At 63.6% G+C, this 18,537-nt stretch carries 16 protein-coding genes; all 16 read left to right on the top strand.

Annotated features, from left to right (window positions below; translation table 11 throughout):
• The first annotated feature begins 26 nt into the window (after positions 1-26).
• Entirely contained in the window at positions 27-374 is a 348-nt protein-coding gene (locus Mame_RS19640) for a LapA family protein (protein ID WP_018065552.1), read from the top strand.
• 86 nt (positions 375-460) lie between these two features.
• The gene (locus Mame_RS19635; protein ID WP_018065551.1) at positions 461-1,558 is read left to right on the top strand and encodes an RsmD family RNA methyltransferase; all 1,098 of its coding nucleotides are present in this window, start codon (positions 461-463) and stop codon (positions 1,556-1,558) included.
• The gene (locus Mame_RS19630; RefSeq protein WP_018065550.1) at positions 1,555-2,412 is read left to right on the top strand and encodes a TrmH family RNA methyltransferase; all 858 of its coding nucleotides are present in this window, start codon (positions 1,555-1,557) and stop codon (positions 2,410-2,412) included. Before Mame_RS19635 ends, Mame_RS19630 begins: the two co-directional genes overlap by 4 nt.
• Entirely contained in the window at positions 2,409-2,897 is a 489-nt protein-coding gene (gene lspA / locus Mame_RS19625) for a signal peptidase II (RefSeq protein WP_018065549.1), read from the top strand. The genes Mame_RS19630 and lspA overlap by 4 nt, the downstream gene beginning before the upstream one ends.
• Positions 2,898-3,186: 289 nt before the next feature.
• Positions 3,187-4,050 (top strand): l-ornithine N(alpha)-acyltransferase, encoded by an 864-nt coding sequence (gene olsB / locus Mame_RS19620; protein ID WP_026173598.1) that lies wholly within the window; start codon positions 3,187-3,189, stop codon positions 4,048-4,050.
• A gap of 358 nt (positions 4,051-4,408) precedes the next feature.
• Positions 4,409-7,141 (top strand): DNA mismatch repair protein MutS, encoded by a 2,733-nt coding sequence (gene mutS, locus Mame_RS19615; protein ID WP_018065547.1) that lies wholly within the window; start codon positions 4,409-4,411, stop codon positions 7,139-7,141.
• 54 nt (positions 7,142-7,195) lie between these two features.
• Positions 7,196-10,105: a [protein-PII] uridylyltransferase gene (locus Mame_RS19610; RefSeq protein WP_018065546.1), complete on the top strand. Its 2,910-nt coding sequence runs from the start codon at positions 7,196-7,198 to the stop codon at positions 10,103-10,105.
• On the top strand, positions 10,102-11,667 hold the full coding sequence (gene murJ, locus Mame_RS19605) for a murein biosynthesis integral membrane protein MurJ (RefSeq protein ID WP_018065545.1): 1,566 nt from the start codon (positions 10,102-10,104) through the stop codon (positions 11,665-11,667). The genes Mame_RS19610 and murJ overlap by 4 nt, the downstream gene beginning before the upstream one ends.
• Before the next feature lie 99 nt (positions 11,668-11,766).
• Positions 11,767-12,828 carry a tryptophan--tRNA ligase gene (gene trpS / locus Mame_RS19600; RefSeq protein WP_018065544.1) on the top strand — a complete coding sequence of 354 codons (1,062 nt, stop codon included), beginning with the start codon at positions 11,767-11,769 and terminating at the stop codon, positions 12,826-12,828.
• A 226-nt stretch (positions 12,829-13,054) separates the two neighbouring features.
• Entirely contained in the window at positions 13,055-13,546 is a 492-nt protein-coding gene (locus tag Mame_RS19595) for a universal stress protein (protein WP_018065543.1), read from the top strand.
• Positions 13,547-13,655: 109 nt separating this feature from the next.
• Positions 13,656-14,222, top strand: a complete 567-nt coding sequence (locus tag Mame_RS19590) for a NifU family protein (RefSeq protein WP_018065542.1) — start codon at positions 13,656-13,658, stop codon at positions 14,220-14,222.
• A gap of 8 nt (positions 14,223-14,230) precedes the next feature.
• A complete protein-coding gene (gene tsaB, locus Mame_RS19585) occupies positions 14,231-14,884 on the top strand; it encodes a tRNA (adenosine(37)-N6)-threonylcarbamoyltransferase complex dimerization subunit type 1 TsaB (RefSeq protein WP_018065541.1) in 654 nt (217 codons plus the stop codon).
• Between the two features lie 311 nt (positions 14,885-15,195).
• Positions 15,196-15,684: a GNAT family N-acetyltransferase gene (locus Mame_RS19580; RefSeq protein WP_018065540.1), complete on the top strand. Its 489-nt coding sequence runs from the start codon at positions 15,196-15,198 to the stop codon at positions 15,682-15,684.
• A 61-nt stretch (positions 15,685-15,745) separates the two neighbouring features.
• On the top strand, positions 15,746-16,174 hold the full coding sequence (locus Mame_RS19575) for a Fur family transcriptional regulator (RefSeq protein WP_026173597.1): 429 nt from the start codon (positions 15,746-15,748) through the stop codon (positions 16,172-16,174).
• Between the two features lie 9 nt (positions 16,175-16,183).
• Positions 16,184-16,969, top strand: a complete 786-nt coding sequence (gene olsA / locus Mame_RS19570) for a lyso-ornithine lipid O-acyltransferase (protein WP_018065538.1) — start codon at positions 16,184-16,186, stop codon at positions 16,967-16,969.
• A gap of 61 nt (positions 16,970-17,030) precedes the next feature.
• Positions 17,031-18,401, top strand: a complete 1,371-nt coding sequence (gene miaB, locus Mame_RS19565; protein ID WP_018065537.1) for a tRNA (N6-isopentenyl adenosine(37)-C2)-methylthiotransferase MiaB — start codon at positions 17,031-17,033, stop codon at positions 18,399-18,401.
• Positions 18,402-18,537: the final 136 nt, after the last annotated feature.

Raw genomic sequence — 18,537 nt, 5'->3', positions numbered from 1 at the left:
GCGGTAAAGAATAACAGGCGCGCATCATGACCAAGAAACTGATCAACATTCTCATTCTGGTGCCGATCGGGGTCGTGCTCATCGTGCTCTGCGTGGCCAACCGCCAGTCGGTGACCATGGCGCTCAATCCGTTCAACGCCGAAGATCAGGTGCTTTCCGTCTCCGCGCCATTCTTCGTCTATATCTTCATCGCCTTCATCCTGGGCCTTGTTTTCGGTTCGCTGGCCACGTGGTTTTCCCAGCATAAGCACCGCAAGACCGCGAAGGCCAAGAAGCGCGAGGCCGCGCAATGGCGCGCCGAGGCCGATCGCCAGAAGACCCAGCCCGCCGAATTGCCGCAGACGCGTCCGCTCGACCGGCTGCCCTCGGCCTGAGGCGGCGGCAGCCGACAAGGCTTGCCATTTTCCCGGCAGGGCTGATAAACCGCGTGCTTTCGACCAATCCGGGATGACGGCCTTTCATGACGCCTCCGAAACAGGACAAGACACGCCGCAAGCCCGGCAAGGGTGATCGCCGCAACGCGCCTTCGTCCAAGCCCGCGCGCAGTCAGGCCCCGCGCCGCCGCGAAGAACAGCGCGAGCCCGCCGAGCGCAAGAAAAGCCAGCCGGAACCGCAATGGGTTGCGATGAAGCCCGGCGAGCGGCCGGCAGAGCGGATTCCCCACATTCTCGAATCGGCATCGGCCGACGGCTTTCACCTGATCGACAGCGGCCATGGGCTGAAGCTCGAGCAATATGGCGATTATCGCATCGTGCGCCCCGAAGCGCAGGCGCTGTGGCCGCCGCTGCTTGAAGAAAAAGTGTGGGCCAATGCGGATGCGGTGTTTACCGGCGATACCGATGAAGAGGGCATGGGCCGCTGGCAGTTTCCGAAGGCGGCGCTGGGCGAGACCTGGCCGCTTCGGATCATGGATATCGATTTTCTCGGCCGCTTCACCGCCTTTCGCCATGTCGGCGTGTTCCCCGAACAGCTCGCCCACTGGCAGTGGATGCGCGACGTGCTGGAGGCAAGGCGCGGCGGCGACAGGCCGAAGGTACTGAACCTCTTCGGCTATACCGGCGTTGCCTCGCTGGTTGCGGCTGCGGCGGGCGCCGAGGTGACCCATGTGGACGCCTCGAAGAAGGCGATCGGCTGGGCGCGCGAGAACCAGGCCCTGTCCGGCCTTAACGACAGGCCGATCCGCTGGATCTGCGACGACGCGATGAAGTTCATCGAGCGCGAGGAGCGGCGCGGCAACCACTACGACATCATCCTCACCGACCCGCCGAAATTCGGGCGGGGGCCCAATGGCGAGGTCTGGCAGTTGTTCGAACATCTGCCACGCATGCTCGATCTCTGCCGCGCGATCCTGAAGCCCGATGCACTCGGCCTGGTGCTGACCGCCTATTCGATCCGCGCCAGCTTCTACTCCGTCCATGAACTGATGATGGAAACCATGCGCGGCTTTGGCGGCGTGGTCGAATCGGGCGAACTCGTCATCCGCGAGGGCGGGCTTTCCGGGACCGAGCCGGGCAGGGCGCTCTCCACATCCCTTTATGCGCGGTGGTTGCCACAATGAGCTTCGAGAAGGAACGCGCCCCGCGCGTCGGCACGGTCAAGGAGGTCACCAGCCTCTCCAATCCGATCATCAAGGATATCAGGGCGCTCAGCCAGAAGAAGCACCGCGAGGAAAGCGGCACGTTTCTGGCCGAGGGCCTGAAGCTGATCATCGACGCGCTTGAGCTCGGCTGGACGATCCGCACGTTGATCTACGCCAAGGCCGCCAAGGGCAAGCCGCCGGTGGAAAAGGCCGCCGCCAAGACGGTTGCCTCCGGCGGTCTGGTGCTCGAGGTCTCCGAGAAGGTGCTCGGTGCGATCACGCGGCGCGACAATCCGCAGATGGTCGCCGGCGTTTTTGAGAGCCATTACCGCCCGCTTGCCGAGATCGCGCCGCAGAAGAACGAGACCTATATCGCGCTCGACCGGGTGCGCGATCCGGGCAATCTCGGCACGATCATCCGTACCGCGGATGCCGCCGGCGCGTCGGGCATCATTCTTGTCGGCGAGACCACCGATCCGTTCTCGCTGGAAACGGTGCGGGCGACGATGGGCTCTGTCTTCGCGCTGCCGGTCTCGCGCGCCGAGCCGAAGGCGTTTCTGGACTGGGCGAAGAAAAGCGGCGCGGAAATCGTCGCCACCCATCTGGCCGGCTCCGTCGATTACCGCACCATCGATTACACCAAGAAGCCGATCGTGCTGCTGATGGGCAATGAGCAGCAGGGCCTGCCGCCCGAACTTGCCGAGGGCGCGGGCCGGCTCGCGCGCATACCGCAGCAGGGCAGGGCCGATTCGCTCAATCTGGCGGTCGCCACCGCGGTGATGCTCTATGAAGCCCGCCGCCACCTTCTGTCTCTTGAGGAGCCCGGCCGATGACCTCGCCGCTTTCCCGTCCTGGCCCCGCAGTCCTGTTCATCGTGATCGCCGTTCTCATCGACGCTGCGATCAAGTTCGCGGTCGAGGTCTATCTGCCGCTGCACCGGACCTATGACGTGCTGCCCTTCCTCGGCCTGTTCAAGACCTACAATCCGGGGATCGCCTTTTCGCTGCTGTCGGACACCAATGGCTGGGCGCTGGTCGCGATGCGGCTGGCGATCGTGGCCGTCGTGATCTATCTCTGGCGCCGCACCGCGCCGGGGCAGGTGTTCGCGCTGATCGGCTTCGCGCTGGTGGTTTCGGGCGCGCTCGGAAACATTCTCGATCATTTCATCTATGGCCACGTCGTCGACTATATCCGCTTCCATGTCGGCGACTGGACGTTTCCGATCTTCAATCTCGCCGACAGCTACATCACCATCGGCGCCGTCATGATCTTCATCCAGGAGTTCCTGTTGAACGGATCGGGCAAGGACAAGGCCTGAGGGGCAGCGGCGGGTATATTAGCGGAAAACCTTGGCATTCAATGAGTTGAAAGGTCCTCTGGCGTCGCCTGGTGATTGGCGTTTCGTCAAAAGCGGCTGGACCTCGCTCACGCCTTGTATTACAGTTTCTCCCAATCGGGCCGTTGCCCGGATAGCACGGAAACGGCGCGCGGAGGTCTTGCGTCAGACCTTCTTCTGCCCTCAGATTACGGGATGCGGCTGTCACGAACCTGTCGCAGTAAAGTGCTTTATGACACCCAAGACAAATGATCCGGAACGTGCGATGACGATGGAAGTCCTTGATCTTCTGCAACCATCGGTCCCAGCAGACGCTTCGATCGCGGTGGCCGGTAACAACGTGCTCGGCCGCATCGGCAGTCTGGAGACCCGGATTGCGGAAACCGCGGCGGAGATCGACGCCGCTCAATCCATCCGTTACCGCGTTTTCGTGGAGGAAATGCAGGCGCGTTTGCCGGAAGCGGCGATGCGCGCCAAGCGCGATTTCGACCGCTGGGACGATATCTGCGACCATCTTCTGGTCGTCGACCACAAGATCGAGGGCGAGCCCGAAGACCAGATCGTCGGCACCTACCGCCTGCTGCGCCACGAAGTGGCGATGGAGCACGGCGGGTTTTATTCCGATTCCGAGTTCCAGACCGCCGATCTCGTCGCCCGCCATCCCGAAGTGCGGTTCATGGAACTTGGCCGGTCCTGCGTGCTGCCGGATTACCGCAGCAAGCGCACCGTGGAACTGCTCTGGCAGGGCAACTGGGCCTATGCGCTGAAACACGATATCGGCGTGATGTTCGGTTGCGCCTCCTTCCATGGCACCGATCCCGCGGACCACGCCATGGCGCTTTCGTTCCTGCACCACAATGCCCGCGCCACCGGCGACTGGGCGGTTGCCGCCCGTCCCGAACTGGCGGTCGACATGAACCTGATGCCGGCTGAGGAAGCCTCGGGTCGGCGCGCGCTCACCGGCCTGCCGCCGCTGATCAAGGGCTATCTGCGCCTCGGCGCGATGGTCGGCGAAGGCGCGGTCATCGATCACGCCTTCAACACCACCGACGTGCTGATCGTGCTGCCCATCAGCTCGATCTCGGATCGCTACCTGAATTATTACGGCGCCGACGCCGGACGGTTCGCGAGCTGAGTTTTTCGGAGCGCGCCGCATAGCCCCCATCAATCTCCCCCCTTGAGGGGGAGATGTCGCGAAAGCGACAGAGAGGGGTATGGGCATAAGCCGCAAGCTCCGAATTTGCCGATAGGGTTCACCCCTCTCTGCCCCTGTCGGGGCATCTCTCCCTCAAGGGGAGAGATTGTGGGCTGCCAAGCCCCGGCGGCAACATACACCCAGAAATCGGCTGAACTTTCAGCAGGAATACGTCGGGCCGCTTTCAACCAACCTCAGCCATTTACGTTTTGCCCAGCTTTCTTGCGACCGACACTTTCGAGCCGTAAAAATTCGTGACAGATGAAGAGGGCAATTCCCTTCATATCGAGCGTGCGCCGTGGCAGACGATAATCGTATCCCGACCGAAGAACTGATCTCCGAGGAAAGCCGGGCATCGGCAACGCCGATGATGGAGCAGTATATCGAGATCAAGGCCGCAAACCCCGATCTCCTGCTGTTCTACCGGATGGGCGATTTCTACGAGCTGTTCTTCGATGACGCCGTCGAGGCGGCCCGCGCGCTGTCGATCACGCTCACCAAGCGTGGCCAGCATCTCGGCCGCGACATTCCGATGTGCGGTGTGCCGGTCCATGCCGCCGACGACTACCTGCAGAAGCTCATCGGCCTTGGCTTCCGGGTCGCCGTCTGCGAGCAGACCGAGGATCCTGCCGAGGCCAAGAAGCGCGGTTCGAAGTCCGTCGTCCGGCGCGATGTCACAAGGCTGGTGACGGCGGGCACGATCACCGAGGACAAGCTGCTCGCGCCCGGTGAAAGCAATTACCTGATGGCGCTGTCGCGGGTGAAGGGCGGCGAGGGGGAGAACAATTACGGCCTCGCCTGGATCGATATCTCCACCGGCGTCTTCCGCGTCAGCGCGTCCTCCGAAGGGAGGCTCGCCGCCGATATCATGCGCGTTGAACCGCGCGAGCTGGTCGTCGCCGATACCGTGTTCGCCGATGAGAAACTGCGGCCGGTCTTCGATCTTCTGGGCCGCGCGGTCTCGCCGCAGCCGGCCGTGCTGTTTGACGGCGCGACAGCGCAGGACCGGCTCGGCCGGTTCTTCGGCGTCGCCACGCTCGATGGCTTCGGGCGGTTTTCGCGGCCGGAGCTTTCCGCCGCCGCCGCGGCCGTCGCCTATGTCGAAAAGACCCAGATCAACGAACGCCCGCCGATCGGCATTCCCGAGCAGGATGGGGCGTCCGGCGCGATGTTCATCGACCCCGCCACCCGTTCCAATCTCGAACTGGTGCGCACCATGGCCGGCGGGCGCGACGGTTCGCTCCTAAAGGCGATCGACCGCACGGTGACCGGCGGCGGCGCGCGCCTTCTCGGCGAACGGCTGATGTCGCCGCTGACGGATGTCGAGACCATCCATGCACGGCTCGATTCGGTGGGCTTCTTCCTGTCCGATGTCGCGCGCTCGGATGCCGTGCGCGACCATCTGAAGCAGCTTCCCGACATGCCGCGCGCGCTGTCGCGTCTGGCGCTTGATCGCGGCGGCCCGCGTGATCTCGGCGCGATCCAACGCGGCCTCACGGTTGCCCGCGCGATCGCCGATGTGCTGTCCGGCGCTGATCAGCCGGGTGAACTTTCCGCCGCGCTGGCATCGCTTCAGGCCCTGCCGCACGACCTTGAGCAGCAGCTTGCCGCAACCCTTGACGAGGAGCTGCCGCTCCTGAAGCGGGACGGTGGCTTCGTGCGCGAAGGCGCCGACAATGCGCTCGACGAGGCGCGGGGGCTGCGCGACAAATCCCGCCGGATCATCGCCGGGCTGCAGGCGCAATATGCCGAGGAGACTGGCGTCAAGGCGCTGAAGATCAAGCACAACAACGTGCTCGGCTATTTCATCGAGGTCACCGCCGGCAATGCCCGCGCGCTGACCGAGGGCGATGCGGCCAAGGCGAAGTTCATCCATCGCCAGACCATGGCGAACGCGATGCGGTTCACCACCGCTGAGCTTGCCGATCTCGAAAGCCGGATCGCCAATGCGGCGGGCGAGGCGCTGGTGATCGAGCTCACGGCTTTCGAAACGCTCCGCCGCAACGTCGTGGCCGCCGCCGAAAGCCTGAAGCAGGGCGCGCATGCGCTCGCGATCATCGATGTCTCGGCCGCCCTCGCCGTGCTCGCCGAGGCGGAGGCCTATTGCCGGCCGCAGGTCGATGGCACCACGGCCTTCGAAATCGAGGGCGGACGTCATCCCGTCGTCGAGCAGGCGTTGCGCAAGCAATCGGCGGGCCCGTTTGTCGCGAATGATTGCACGCTGTCGCCGGTGACGGGCGAAAACGGCTGCCTCTGGCTGCTGACCGGTCCCAATATGGGCGGTAAATCGACCTTCCTGCGCCAGAATGCGCTGATCGCGATCCTTGCCCAGATCGGCGCCTATGTGCCCGCGGTAAAGGCCCATATCGGCATCGTCGACCGGCTGTTTTCGCGTGTCGGCGCCTCCGACGATCTGGCGCGCGGGCGCTCGACCTTCATGGTCGAGATGGTCGAGACGGCGGCGATCCTCAATCAGGCTGGTCCCCGTTCGCTGGTGATCCTCGACGAGATCGGCCGGGGCACCGCTACCTTTGACGGGCTGTCGATCGCCTGGGCGGCGGTCGAGCATCTCCACGACGTCAATTGCTGCCGCGGCCTGTTCGCCACCCATTTCCATGAGCTGACCGCGCTTTCGGAAAAGCTTTCGCGCCTTGTGAACGCGACGATGCGGGTCAAGGAATGGAAGGGCGACGTGGTGTTTCTGCACGAGGTCGGGCCCGGTGCTGCGGATCGCTCCTACGGTATTCAGGTCGCCCGTCTCGCCGGCCTGCCGGCTGCCGTGGTCAAGCGCGCGAAGAACGTGCTCACGCGGTTGGAGGATGCCGACCGCAAGAACCCGGCCGCGAGCCTGATCGATGATCTGCCGCTGTTCCAGTCCGCCATGCGCGCGCCCGAGCCCGCGCCAAAAGCCTCCGAGGTCGAGGCCATGCTCGCCGATATCCGGCCCGACGACATGACCCCCCGCGAGGCGCTGGAAACGCTCTACGCGCTGAAGCGGAAAATGCATGATGCCGTTTCCATTGATGAGTGATTTGCTTTAAGAAACCTGCGGCGGCGCGAGAACCGCCGATGAAAAGGCAGGTCCATGCAGACAAAAAGGGCAGAGCAGCGCGAGCGCGCGGCGCAGAACACCGTGAAGGCCGCGCCGCTACAAGCCGATTCCTATGCCATGACGGAGGTGTTCGAGCCTGCGGCGCTGCGCAACGAGCTGCGGGCGATCGCGCGCAAGAATGACGGCAATCCGGATGCGACGCGTCAGGCGATCCTGGCACGACTGAAGGAGGTCAATGCCGCCGGCCGCGCCCGCGCCTATGAACTGCTCAAAGCCGATGGCGGCGGACTGGAATGCGCGCGGCGCATCTCCTGGCTCGAGGACCAGATGCTGATCGCGCTGCATGATCTGGTCACCCGCACGATCTTTCCCGATACCCGCAAGGAATTTGCGATCACCGCCGTCGGCGGCTACGGACGCGACACGCTGGCGCCGGGTTCCGATATCGACCTCCTGTTCCTGATCGAGGAAACCGACCGGGCCGATACGCTGAAGGCGATCGAATATATCCTCTACATGCTCTGGGACATGGGTCAGAAGGTCGGCCATGCGACCCGCAGCGTCACGGAGTGCATCAAGCTGTCCAAGGCGGACATGACCATCCGTACCTCGATCCTGGAAATGCGCTATATCACCGGGCGCAAGGCGCTTGCCAACGCGCTGGAACGGCGTTTTGACAAGGAGGTGGTGGCCGATACCGGCCCGGATTTCATCGCCGCCAAACTCGCCGAGCGAGACCAGCGCCACCAGAAGTCCTTCGACACGCGCTATCTCGTGGTCCCCAACGTCAAGGAGGGGAAGGGCGGGCTTCGCGATCTCAACACGCTGTTCTGGATCGCGAAATATTATTACCGGGTGCGCGACACCGCTCAGCTCGTTGAACTCGGCGTTCTGTCGCGCCAGGAGCTGAAGCTGTTCCTGCGCGCCGAGGACTTTTTGTGGACGGTGCGCTGCCACCTCCATTTCCTGACCGGCAAGGCCGAGGAGCGGCTGACCTTCGACGTGCAGGCCGAAATCGCCGCCGCCCTCGATTATCAGGATCGGCCCGGCCTTTCGGCGGTCGAACGGTTCATGAAGCATTATTTCCTGGTCGCCAAGGATGTCGGCGACCTGACGCGCATCTTCTGCTCCGACCTTGAGGAGCAGCAGGCCAAGGCCTCGCCGACGTTCGGGCAGGTGGTCTGGTCTAAGCTATATAAACGCCAGCGCAAGATACCGGGTTCGCTCGAATTCGTCTCCGACAGCGGCCGGATCGCGCTCGCCGAACCGGACGTGTTCAAGAAGGACCCGGTCGCCATCATCCGCTTCTTCTATGTCGCGGTGATCAACGATCTGGAATTCCACCCGGATGCGCTGAAGGTGGTGACGCGCTCGCTGTCGCAGATCAATGCCGAGCTCAGGGAAAACGAGGAGGCCAACCGGCTGTTTCTCTCGATCCTGACTTCCCGCAACGACCCGGCGCTTTATCTGAGGCGCATGAACGAGGCCGGCGTGCTCGGCCGGTTCATCCCGGAATTCGGCCGTATCGTCGCGATGATGCAGTTCAACATGTATCATCATTTCACCGTCGACGAGCACCTGATCCGCGCGGTTGCCGTGTTGTCGGAGATCGACAATGCCGGCGGCGAGTCTGAACTCCATCCGCTTGCCGCAAGGCTGATCCAGTCGGTCGAGGATCGGGCCGTGCTTTATGTCGCGGTGCTGCTGCACGATATCGCCAAGGGTCGCAAGGAAGATCATTCGATCGCCGGCGCCCGGGTTGCGCGCAAGCTGTGCCCGCGTTTCGGGATGACGGCGAAGCAGACCGAACAGGTCGCCTGGCTGATCGAATATCACCTCTTGATGTCGATGACCTCGCAGACCCGCGATCTCAACGACCGCAAGACGGTGGTCGATTTCGTCGACAAGGTTCAGTCGCTCGAACGGCTTAACCTCCTGCTGATCCTGACAGTCTGCGATATCCGCGCTGTCGGTCCGGATGTCTGGAACGGCTGGAAGGGGCAGTTGTTGCGCACCCTCTATTACGAAACCGAAATCCTGCTGTCGGGCGGCTTCTCCGCCGTTTCCCGCAAGGCGCGGACCGAGCACGCCATCGAGCGGCTGGAAGATTCGCTCACCGGCTGGGAGGATGCCGAGCGGCGCAAATACGCCAATCTGCAATACCAGAACTATCTGCTCACGGTGCCGCTGGAAGACCAGGTCCGTCACGCCCGTTTTATCCGCGAGGCCGACAAGTCGCGGCAATTGTTCTCCACCATGGTGCGCACCAACGCGTTCCACGATATCACCGAGATCACGCTTCTGGCGCCGGACCATCCGCGGCTGCTGTCGATCATCGCAGGCGCCTGTGCCGCGACCGGAGCGAACATTGCAGATGCCCAGATATTCACCACCACGGACGGGCGGGCGCTCGATACGATCCTGTTGAACCGGGCCTTTGACGATGACGCCGACGAGCTGCGGCGCGCCAACACGATCGGCAAGCTGATCGAGGACCTGCTGTCCGGCCACAAGCACCTCAACCAGCTGATCGCCGCGCGCCAGCGCGAGCGCCGTTCGGTGCGGCCGTTCTCGGTACCGACTCATGTGTCGGTGTCGAACAAGCTCTCCAATATCTTCACGGTCATCGAGATCGAATGCCTTGACCGCACCGGCCTGCTTGCCGATGTGACGCAGACGCTGTCCGAGCTTTCGCTCGACATCCAGACCGCCCGGATCACCACTTTCGGCGAGAAGGTGATCGACAGCTTCTACGTGACCGACCTTGTCGGCGCGAAGATCACCAGCGAAAGCCGGCAGGCGGCGATTGTCGAGCGGATGAAGGCGGTGCTTGAGGAAAAGGGCGACGATTACCGCAGGGGCATGCCGCCGGGCATGTTGCTGCCGGCTGAAATCGGCACGCAGGCGCGGCGCGTCGACGCCAAGGACGGGCGCGAGAAATGAGCCTTGTCGGCAAGTTCGCCACCGTTGGCGGCGCCACCTTCGCAAGCCGGCTGTTCGGCTTCGCGCGCGAAACCATGATGGCGGCGGCGCTCGGCAACGGGCCGATGGCCGACGTGTTCTACGCCGCCTTCCGCTTCCCGAACCTGTTTCGCCGCTTGTTTGCCGAAGGCGCGTTCAACGCCGCCTTCGTGCCGCTGTTTTCCAAGGAGATCGAGGAAAGCGGCGTCGACGGCGCCAAGCGCTTCGCCGAGCAGGTTCTCGGCGTTCTGTTCACGGCGCTGTTCCTGATCACCGTGGTGATGGAACTGGCGATGCCGCTGATCGTGCGCTTCATCATCGCGCCGGGCTTTGCCGATGATGCCGACAAGTTCGAGATGACGGTCAGGCTGTCATCGGTGATGTTTCCCTATCTGATCTGCATGTCGCTGATGGCGATGATGAGCGGCATGCTGAACTCGCTGCACCGCTATTTCGCCGCCGCGATCGCCCCGGTGTTCCTCAACGTCGTGCTGATCGCGGTGCTGGCCTATGGCGTCTGGGTCAAGGCCGATCCGCAGACGATGGCCGAGTATCTTTCCTGGGGCGTGCTCGGCGCGGGCATCATCCAGCTTGCAGTCGTCTGGATCGATGTCCGCCGCGCCGGCATGCGCTTCACCTTGCGCATGCCGAAGATAACGCCGAAGATCAGGCGGCTCGTCGCGCTCGCCGTGCCGGCGGCGGTGACCGGCGGCGTCATCCAGATCAACCAGTTGATCGGCCAGGCGGTGGCGTCGGGCAAGGACGGCGCGATCTCCGCGCTGCAATATGCCGATCGGCTCTATCAGTTGCCCCTCGGCGTCGTCGGCGTGGCGGGCGGCGTGGTGCTGCTGCCGGAACTGTCGCGGGCGCTGAAGGGCGGTAATTTCAAGGAAGCCGGGCACATCCAGAACCGCACCATCGAATTCGTGCTGTTTCTCACCGTTCCGGCGGCGTTCGGCCTGATGATGATCTCGACCGAGATCACGCGGGTGCTTTATGAACGCGGCGCGTTCACGCCCGAGACCACGACGCTGGTGGCCGCGATCATGACGGTCTACGCCTTCGGCCTGCCGGCCTTCGCGCTCACCAAAGCCCTCCAGCCAGCCTTTTACGCGCGCGAAAACACCAAACTGCCGATGCGGTTCACGATGATAGCGGTAGGAATAAATTCCGTGCTCGCCATCTCGCTGTTTCCGATCCTTGCCGAGCGCGGCATTGCGCTTGCCGAGGTGGTCTCCGGCTGGACCAATGTGGTTCTGCTGGCGACCACGCTCGTGATCTCCGGTCATCTGAAGTTCGACAGCCTTCTGATGCGCCGCATACCGCTGATCGTCCTGAGCGGCGCCGCGATGGCGGCGGCGGTGAAATTCGCGGCGGTGAAGCTTGCGGCCTGGTTTGCGCCGGGGGCTCATTTCATGCAGCAGCTCGGCGGGGTGCTGATCCTGATCGCGATCGCCATGGCGGTCTATTTCGGCCTGGTGCTCGCCACCGGCGGGGTCAACCGGGCGCTGATCATGAAACTCGTCCGCCGCCGCCGCGGATAGGACCGCTTCTCAGTTTGACGCGCCGCGCGCTGCGGTGCATAAGCGCTGCCAGCAAAACCCGATGAACCGGGCCCTCCACCCGTCCGAAAGAGAACTGACATGAGTGAATTCAAGCCGCAAATCTTCTCCGGCGTCCAGCCGACCGGCAATCTGCATCTCGGCAATTATCTCGGCGCGCTCAGAAAATTCGTGGCGCTTCAGGACAAGATGGACTGCATCTATTGCGTGGTCGACATGCATTCGATCACCGCGCAGCTTGTGCATGAAGACCTGAAGGGGCAGACGCGCGCGATCACCGCCGCCTATCTCGCCGCCGGCATCGATCCCGAAAAGCACATCGTGTTCAATCAGTCGGCGGTGCCGCAGCATGCCGAGCTTGCCTGGATCTTCAACTGCGTCGCCCGCATCGGCTGGATGAACCGGATGACCCAGTTCAAGGACAAGGCCGGCAAGGATCGCGAGAACGCCTCGCTCGGCCTGCTTGCCTATCCGAGCCTGATGGCGGCCGATATTCTGGTCTACCGCGCCACCCACGTGCCGGTCGGCGACGACCAGAAGCAGCATCTGGAGCTGACGCGCGATATCGCGATGAAGTTCAATCTCGATTTCGAGAAGAAAATCCGCGCGGCCGGGACGGGCATCGACATCACGGTCGGCGATCAGCCGGTGCATGCCTTCTTCCCGATGGTGGAACCGCTGATCGAAGGCCCCGCGCCCCGGGTGATGAGCCTGAAGGACGGCACCAAGAAGATGTCGAAATCGGACCCGTCCGATCTCTCGCGCATCAACCTGACCGACGATGCCGAGACCGTGGCGCGCAAGATCCGCAAGGCCAAGACCGATCCGGATGCGCTGCCGAGCGAGGTCGAGGGGCTGAAGGGGCGGCCCGAGGCCGACAATCTTGTCGGCATTTTCGCGGCCCTTGCCGATCGCACCAAGGCCGATGTTCTTTCCGAATTCGGCGGCCAGCAGTTCTCGCAGTTCAAGCCCGCGCTCGCCGATCTTGCCGTTACCGTGCTGTCGCCGATCACGGCCGAGATGCGGCGTCTTCACGCCGATCCGGGCCATATCGATGCCGTCCTGAAGGATGGCGGCGAGCGGGCAGGGGCCATCGCGCAGAAGACCATGAAGGACGTTCACGAGATCGTCGGCCTGCTCTGATAGCGCCCCGGCGCTTGATTTTCTGCGATCTATGATATGATGTCGGCTTGGCCGCCGGCATGGGCCGGCCCGGCCTGCCGCATTTCGCAGTCTGGCGGAAACGCCTGACCTCCGCCGGAATGCGGCGAAAGCGATGGGATGGAGCGTTTTCCTCGCGGACGCGTTCCAGCCGCAGTCTTGTCTTCAACAGCCGCGCGGGCTTTCTTGAGATTGGTGGGGTGACACAATGGTTTCCAAACGTCTTTCCGGCGAGGCCGGACATCGCCGAAAATTCATGGCCATCGTGGATGATACGCCCGAATGCATTCGCGCCGTGCGCTATGCCGGCCGCCGCGCCAAGAATTCCAATGGCGGGCTGGTGCTGTGCTATATCATTCCGCAGCATGATGCGCAGGAGTGGATCGGGGTTCAGGAAATCATCCGCGCCGAGGCGCGCGAGGAGGCCGAGACGATCGCCAACCGGGCCGCCGAGAATGTGCGCGAGGCGATCGGCATCGATCCGGAAATCGTGATCCGCGAGGGCGACCGCGCCGAGGAGATCAATGCCGTGGTCGAGGAAGACCGCGATATCGCGATCCTGGTTCTGGCCGCCGGTCCCGCCAAGGAAGGGCCGGGGCCGCTGGTCTCGATGCTCGCCGGACGCGGCAACGCGTTTACGATACCGGTCACCGTTCTGCCAGATGGGCTCGATGACGCCGATATCGATGCGCTCTGCTGACCCTTGCGTTTGCCTGCCCGAAGGCCGATATAGGAACAAAACGGGCATTGTTGGTCAAAACGCTTGACCGCTGGACGCGCCAGCCGCCCGAACTGATTTGGAGATGGATATGTTCATCCAGACGGAAACGACGCCCAATCCCGCGACGCTGAAATTCCTGCCCGGCCGCGTTGTCATGGAAGCCGGCAATGCCGATTTCCGCAGCGCCGACGATGCCATCGTTTCGCCGCTCGCGACCCGGCTTTTCGCCGTGCCCGGCGTGGAAGGCGTGATGTTCGGCTATGATTTCGTCGCCGTGACCAAGGGCGAGCCCGAGTGGCAGCACCTGAAGCCGGCGATCCTTGGCGCGATCATGGAGCATTTCCTGTCCGGCGCGCCGGTGATGGCCGAGGGCGCTTCGCCCGCGATCGATCCCGACAGCGACGAGGAATTCTTCGATGAAGGCGACGAGACCATCGTCGCAACCATCAAGGAGTTGCTGGAAACCCGCGTTCGCCCGGCCGTTGCCCAGGATGGCGGCGACATCACCTTCCGCGGCTATCGTGAGGGCACGGTGTTTCTCAACATGAAGGGGGCCTGCTCGGGTTGCCCGTCATCGACGGCGACGCTGAAGCACGGCGTCCAGAACCTGCTGCACCACTTCGTTCCCGAAGTGCGGGAAGTCGAAGCCGTCTGAGGTTTGCAATGCTGATTTTGGCGCTCGATACGGCCCAGGCGGATTGCTCGGCCGCAGTGTTCGACCGCGCGTCGGATTCGCTCGTTGGCCGTTGTGTCGAGACCATCGGCAAGGGCCACGCCGAGCGGATGATGGCCGTGATCGACTCAGCACTCACTGAGGCCGGCAGGAAGCCCGCGGATATTGACCGCATCGCCGTCAATATCGGTCCGGGGTCTTTCACCGGCGTGCGCATCGGCGTGGCGGCGGCGCGGGCTCTGGCGTTGGCAGTCAAGGCCGAGTGCGTCGGCGTGTCCTCGCTTGCGGCCATCGCTTTCCAGCACCGCACCGCGCGGCCGGGCAGCGCCGTGACGGCAACCCTCGATGCCCGCCGCGGCGAGGCCTTTGCCCAGGTGTTCGACGCCGACGGCGATCCGCTGACACAGCCCGCAGCCCATGCCTATGACGATCTCGCCGGGCTTGCCCGGCGGCACGGGGCGGTTCCGGTCGGAGCTGGCGCCATCGTCGCTGGTCTCGCGGAGCCGATGCCCGAAGATCGCGTGACGATCGAAACAATCGCCGTTCTCGGCGCAAGCGTCGTCCCCGGCCCATCGGTCTCGCCGCTCTATCTGCGCGCCCCCGACGCCAAGCCGCAACTCGGCTTCGCCGTCGCCCGCGCGTGAGGGCCGCTCATGCCTCTCGCCCACACATCAGCCGCAAAGCCCCCCAATCTTCTCGCCCCGGAGGGGAGAGATGTCGCAATAGCGACAGTGAGGGGGGAGCGCGTCCACACGGGCGCCCTCACGAGACCGACGTGCTGCACCACCCTCACTGCCCCTTTCGGGGCATCTCTCCCGCCAGCGGGAGAGAATATCGGGAGCGAGTTCCGGCCTCCCCGTGTCGTCTCATTGCTGATGAGATCGGCGAGGACGCTTGATGCCCTTGATCGCTCCATCTCCAATCGAGAGTATTTTTGTCACGAGGGAGGCATGCCATGCTGCCTTCCTTCCTGAAGCGTCCCCCCGAATTCGATCTCTTCCCGCTCGAGGAGGAGCATCTCACCCTCGCCGCCGATCTGCATCGCAAGCGTTTCTCTCCGTCCTGGAGCGCGGGCGAATTCCGCAAGCTGCTGGCCCAAAGCCCGGTCTATGGCCATATCGCGCGGCCAAACCGCCGGGTGGCGGAGGCGGCCGGGTTCGTGCTGGCGCGCAGCGTCGGCGACGAATCGGAGATCCTCACGATCTGCGTCGATCGGCAGTTTTCCAGGAACGGTCTCGGCTGGCGGCTGATGGTGGCATCCATGCAGGAGGCGCGCGCGATGGGGGCTGAGGCCATGCTGCTCGAGGTCTCGGCGGAAAACGCCGCTGCGCTTTCGCTCTATCGCAAGCTCGGCTTTGTCGAGGTCGGCCAGCGAAAGGCCTACTACACCCACGATGACGGAACGCGGACCACCGCGCTTGTCATGCGGCGCGAACTCGGCTAACCCGAGACCGTGGAACGACGCTCGGTCGGCATTGCCGGCCTCAACCGCCGGTGCGCTCTCGATGAACGATCTGACGAAAACGCTTGAGGAAATCTGCGCCGAACGCGGCATGCGCATGACCGAGCAGCGCCGGGTCGTGGCGCGCGTTCTGCAGGAGGCGGAGGATCATCCCGATGTCGAGGAACTGCACCGCCGCGCCGCGCTGATTGATTCGCGCATCTCGATTTCGACCGTCTACCGCACGCTGAAGCTGTTCGACGATGCCGGCATCATCGCCCGCCATGATTTCCGCGACGGCCGCTCGCGTTACGAGACCCTGCCCGAAGAGCATCACGACCACCTGATCGACCTCAAGAGCGGGACGGTGATCGAGTTCCAGTCGCCCGAAATCGAGGCGCTTCAGGAGCGGATCGCCCGCGAATACGGCCTGAAGCTCGTCGATCACCGGCTCGAGCTTTACGGCGTCCCGATCAAGGGCAGGGGCGAGTAGGCGGGGCGCATGATCTATCTGCGCTATGCCTATGTCGCCCTCGTTCTGTTCCTGACAACCATTATCCTGTCGCCATTGCAGATCGTGGCGCTGTGGCGCGGTTGGAAGATCGCGCGCAAGCTACCGCGTTACTGGCATGTCGTCGCCTGTTTCGTGCTCGGCATCCGCATTCATGTTCATGGCGAGATCGAGCGGCAGCGCCCGCTGCTCTTATCGGCCAACCACACCACCTGGCTTGATATCGTCGTGCTGGGCCGGGTTGCCGAGGTCTCCTTCATCGCCAAGTCGGAGGTCAAGACCTGGCCGATCTTCGGCCTGTTCGCGCGGTTGCAGAATTCGGTGTTCATCGAGCGCGCCGACAAGCGCGGCACGGGACGGCAGGTGGGATCGATCGCCGACCGGCTTGCCGGCGGCGAGATCATCATCCTGTTTCCCGAAGGCACGACCTCTGACGGCAACCGGATCTATCCGATCAAATATTCGCTGTTCGGCGCGGCCTCCTCCGCCGTTCCGCTGTCGCCCACGGGCAAGGTTCATGTCCAGCCGGTCGCTGTCGCCTATACCGGCATCCGGGGCTTTCCGATGGGGCGGTTCCTGCGCCCGATCGTGGCCTGGCCCGGCGATGTCGAAATGCTCCCTTCGCTTGCCGGCGTCATCAAGGCGCGCGCGCTCGATGTTGATGTCTGTTTCGGCGAGCCCGTGGTGTTCGATGCCGAGACCCGGCGCAAGGAGGCGGCCGCCATGGTCGAGGCCCGCATGCGCACGTTGCTTGCCGAGCGGCTGCGCGGACGCTGACCATTTTTTGATTTTCTCTTTTTTCATTTTCTCTGCGGCCAAAGCGCGTTAAAAGGCCGGCATGAGCGAACAGACAACACTTCCGGTCGACAATCAGCGCAAGGTCTTCATCAAGACCTATGGCTGCCAGATGAACGTCTATGACAGCGAACGCATGGGCGAGGCGCTGGCCGCCGACGGCTATCGGCAGACGGAGGTGATCGAGGATGCGGACCTCATCCTGCTCAACACCTGCCACATTCGCGAAAAGGCCGCCGAGAAGGTCTATTCCGCGCTCGGGCGTTACCGCGACCTGAAGGCGGAACGCCTGAAGCAGGGCCGCGAGACGATGATCGGGGTCGCGGGCTGCGTCGCCCAGGCCGAGGGCGAGGAAATCCTCCGCCGCGCGCCGGATGTCGACGTGGTCATCGGACCGCAAACCTATCACCGCCTGCCGGAGGCGCTGCGCAAGGCCAAGACCGGCGAGCGCGTGGTCGATACCGAATATGCGGTCGAGGACAAGTTCGATTACCTGCCGAAGAAGGAACGCGGCGTCCGCCCGAAGAATGTTTCGGCGTTCCTGACCGTTCAGGAAGGCTGCGACAAGTTCTGCACCTTCTGCGTGGTGCCCTATACCCGTGGCTCTGAAATCTCGCGCTCGACGAAGCAGATCGTCGATGAAGCGCGGCGGCTCGCCGAAAACGGCGTGCGCGAGATCACGCTGCTCGGCCAGAACGTCAATGCCTGGCATGGCGAGAGCGCCGACGGCGCGGACTGGGGTCTCGGCGACCTGCTGTTCCACCTTGCCGAAATCGAGGGCATTGCCCGGTTGCGCTACACCACCAGCCATCCCCGCGACATGGACGACCGGCTGATGCAGGCCCATCGCGACCTGCCGAAGCTGATGCCCTATCTCCACCTGCCGGTTCAGGCGGGTTCCGACAGGATTCTGAAGGCGATGAACCGCCGTCATACCGCGGAAGAGTATCTGGCGCTGATCGAACGCATCCGCGCTGCGCGCCCGGATATCGCGATGTCGGGCGATTTCATCGTCGGCTTTCCCGGTGAGACCGAGGAGGATTTCCAGGCGACGCTCGCGCTCGTGGAAAAGGTGCGCTACGTCCAGGCCTTCTCGTTCAAATATTCGCCCCGGCCCGGCACGCCCGGCGCGGAGCTCGGCGATCAGGTGCCGGAGGCCGAAAAGGCTGACCGGCTGCAGCGGCTTCAGGCGATGCTCACCCGCCATCAGCTCGAATTCGCGCAATCGCGGATCGGCATGGAGATGGATATCCTGCTGGAAAAGCCGGGCCGCAATCCGGGCCAGCTCATTGGCCGTTCGCCCTGGCTGCAATCCGTCGTGATCGATGGCGGAGAGGCCGAAATCGGCGATCTGGTGCGGGTGCGCATCACCGATGCGGCCACCAACAGCCTCGCCGGCGTGCGGATCGCCTGATTGATGACAGTCCCATGAATTTGTCGGGGCGAAATACAAATCGCTTCACAAAGTCGAGAATCGCGATTAGCCTTCCCACATGAAGCTTGATTGGCGAACAGAGACTCACATTTCTGCCGTTTTCCTTCTGTCTTTG

The organism is Martelella mediterranea DSM 17316, from assembly GCF_002043005.1.
In the GTDB taxonomy this organism is placed as follows: Bacteria; Pseudomonadota; Alphaproteobacteria; order Rhizobiales; family Rhizobiaceae; genus Martelella; species Martelella mediterranea.
This window is presented reverse-complemented; position numbering and strand designations above follow the sequence as displayed.

Bases quoted from the DNA above. Each gene is read 5' to 3' on its own strand.
- Mame_RS19640 (WP_018065552.1), top strand. From the start codon at position 27: ATGACCAAGAAACTGATCAACATTCTCATTCTGGTGCCGATCGGGGTC.
- Mame_RS19635 (WP_018065551.1), top strand. From the start codon at position 461: ATGACGCCTCCGAAACAGGACAAGACACGCCGCAAGCCCGGCAAGGGT.
- Mame_RS19630 (WP_018065550.1), top strand. From the start codon at position 1,555: ATGAGCTTCGAGAAGGAACGCGCCCCGCGCGTCGGCACGGTCAAGGAG.
- lspA (WP_018065549.1), top strand. From the start codon at position 2,409: ATGACCTCGCCGCTTTCCCGTCCTGGCCCCGCAGTCCTGTTCATCGTG.
- olsB (WP_026173598.1), top strand. From the start codon at position 3,187: ATGGAAGTCCTTGATCTTCTGCAACCATCGGTCCCAGCAGACGCTTCG.
- Mame_RS19610 (WP_018065546.1), top strand. From the start codon at position 7,196: ATGCAGACAAAAAGGGCAGAGCAGCGCGAGCGCGCGGCGCAGAACACC.
- murJ (WP_018065545.1), top strand. From the start codon at position 10,102: ATGAGCCTTGTCGGCAAGTTCGCCACCGTTGGCGGCGCCACCTTCGCA.
- trpS (WP_018065544.1), top strand. From the start codon at position 11,767: ATGAGTGAATTCAAGCCGCAAATCTTCTCCGGCGTCCAGCCGACCGGC.
- Mame_RS19595 (WP_018065543.1), top strand. From the start codon at position 13,055: ATGGTTTCCAAACGTCTTTCCGGCGAGGCCGGACATCGCCGAAAATTC.
- Mame_RS19590 (WP_018065542.1), top strand. From the start codon at position 13,656: ATGTTCATCCAGACGGAAACGACGCCCAATCCCGCGACGCTGAAATTC.
- tsaB (WP_018065541.1), top strand. From the start codon at position 14,231: ATGCTGATTTTGGCGCTCGATACGGCCCAGGCGGATTGCTCGGCCGCA.
- Mame_RS19580 (WP_018065540.1), top strand. From the start codon at position 15,196: ATGCTGCCTTCCTTCCTGAAGCGTCCCCCCGAATTCGATCTCTTCCCG.
- Mame_RS19575 (WP_026173597.1), top strand. From the start codon at position 15,746: ATGAACGATCTGACGAAAACGCTTGAGGAAATCTGCGCCGAACGCGGC.
- olsA (WP_018065538.1), top strand. From the start codon at position 16,184: ATGATCTATCTGCGCTATGCCTATGTCGCCCTCGTTCTGTTCCTGACA.
- miaB (WP_018065537.1), top strand. From the start codon at position 17,031: ATGAGCGAACAGACAACACTTCCGGTCGACAATCAGCGCAAGGTCTTC.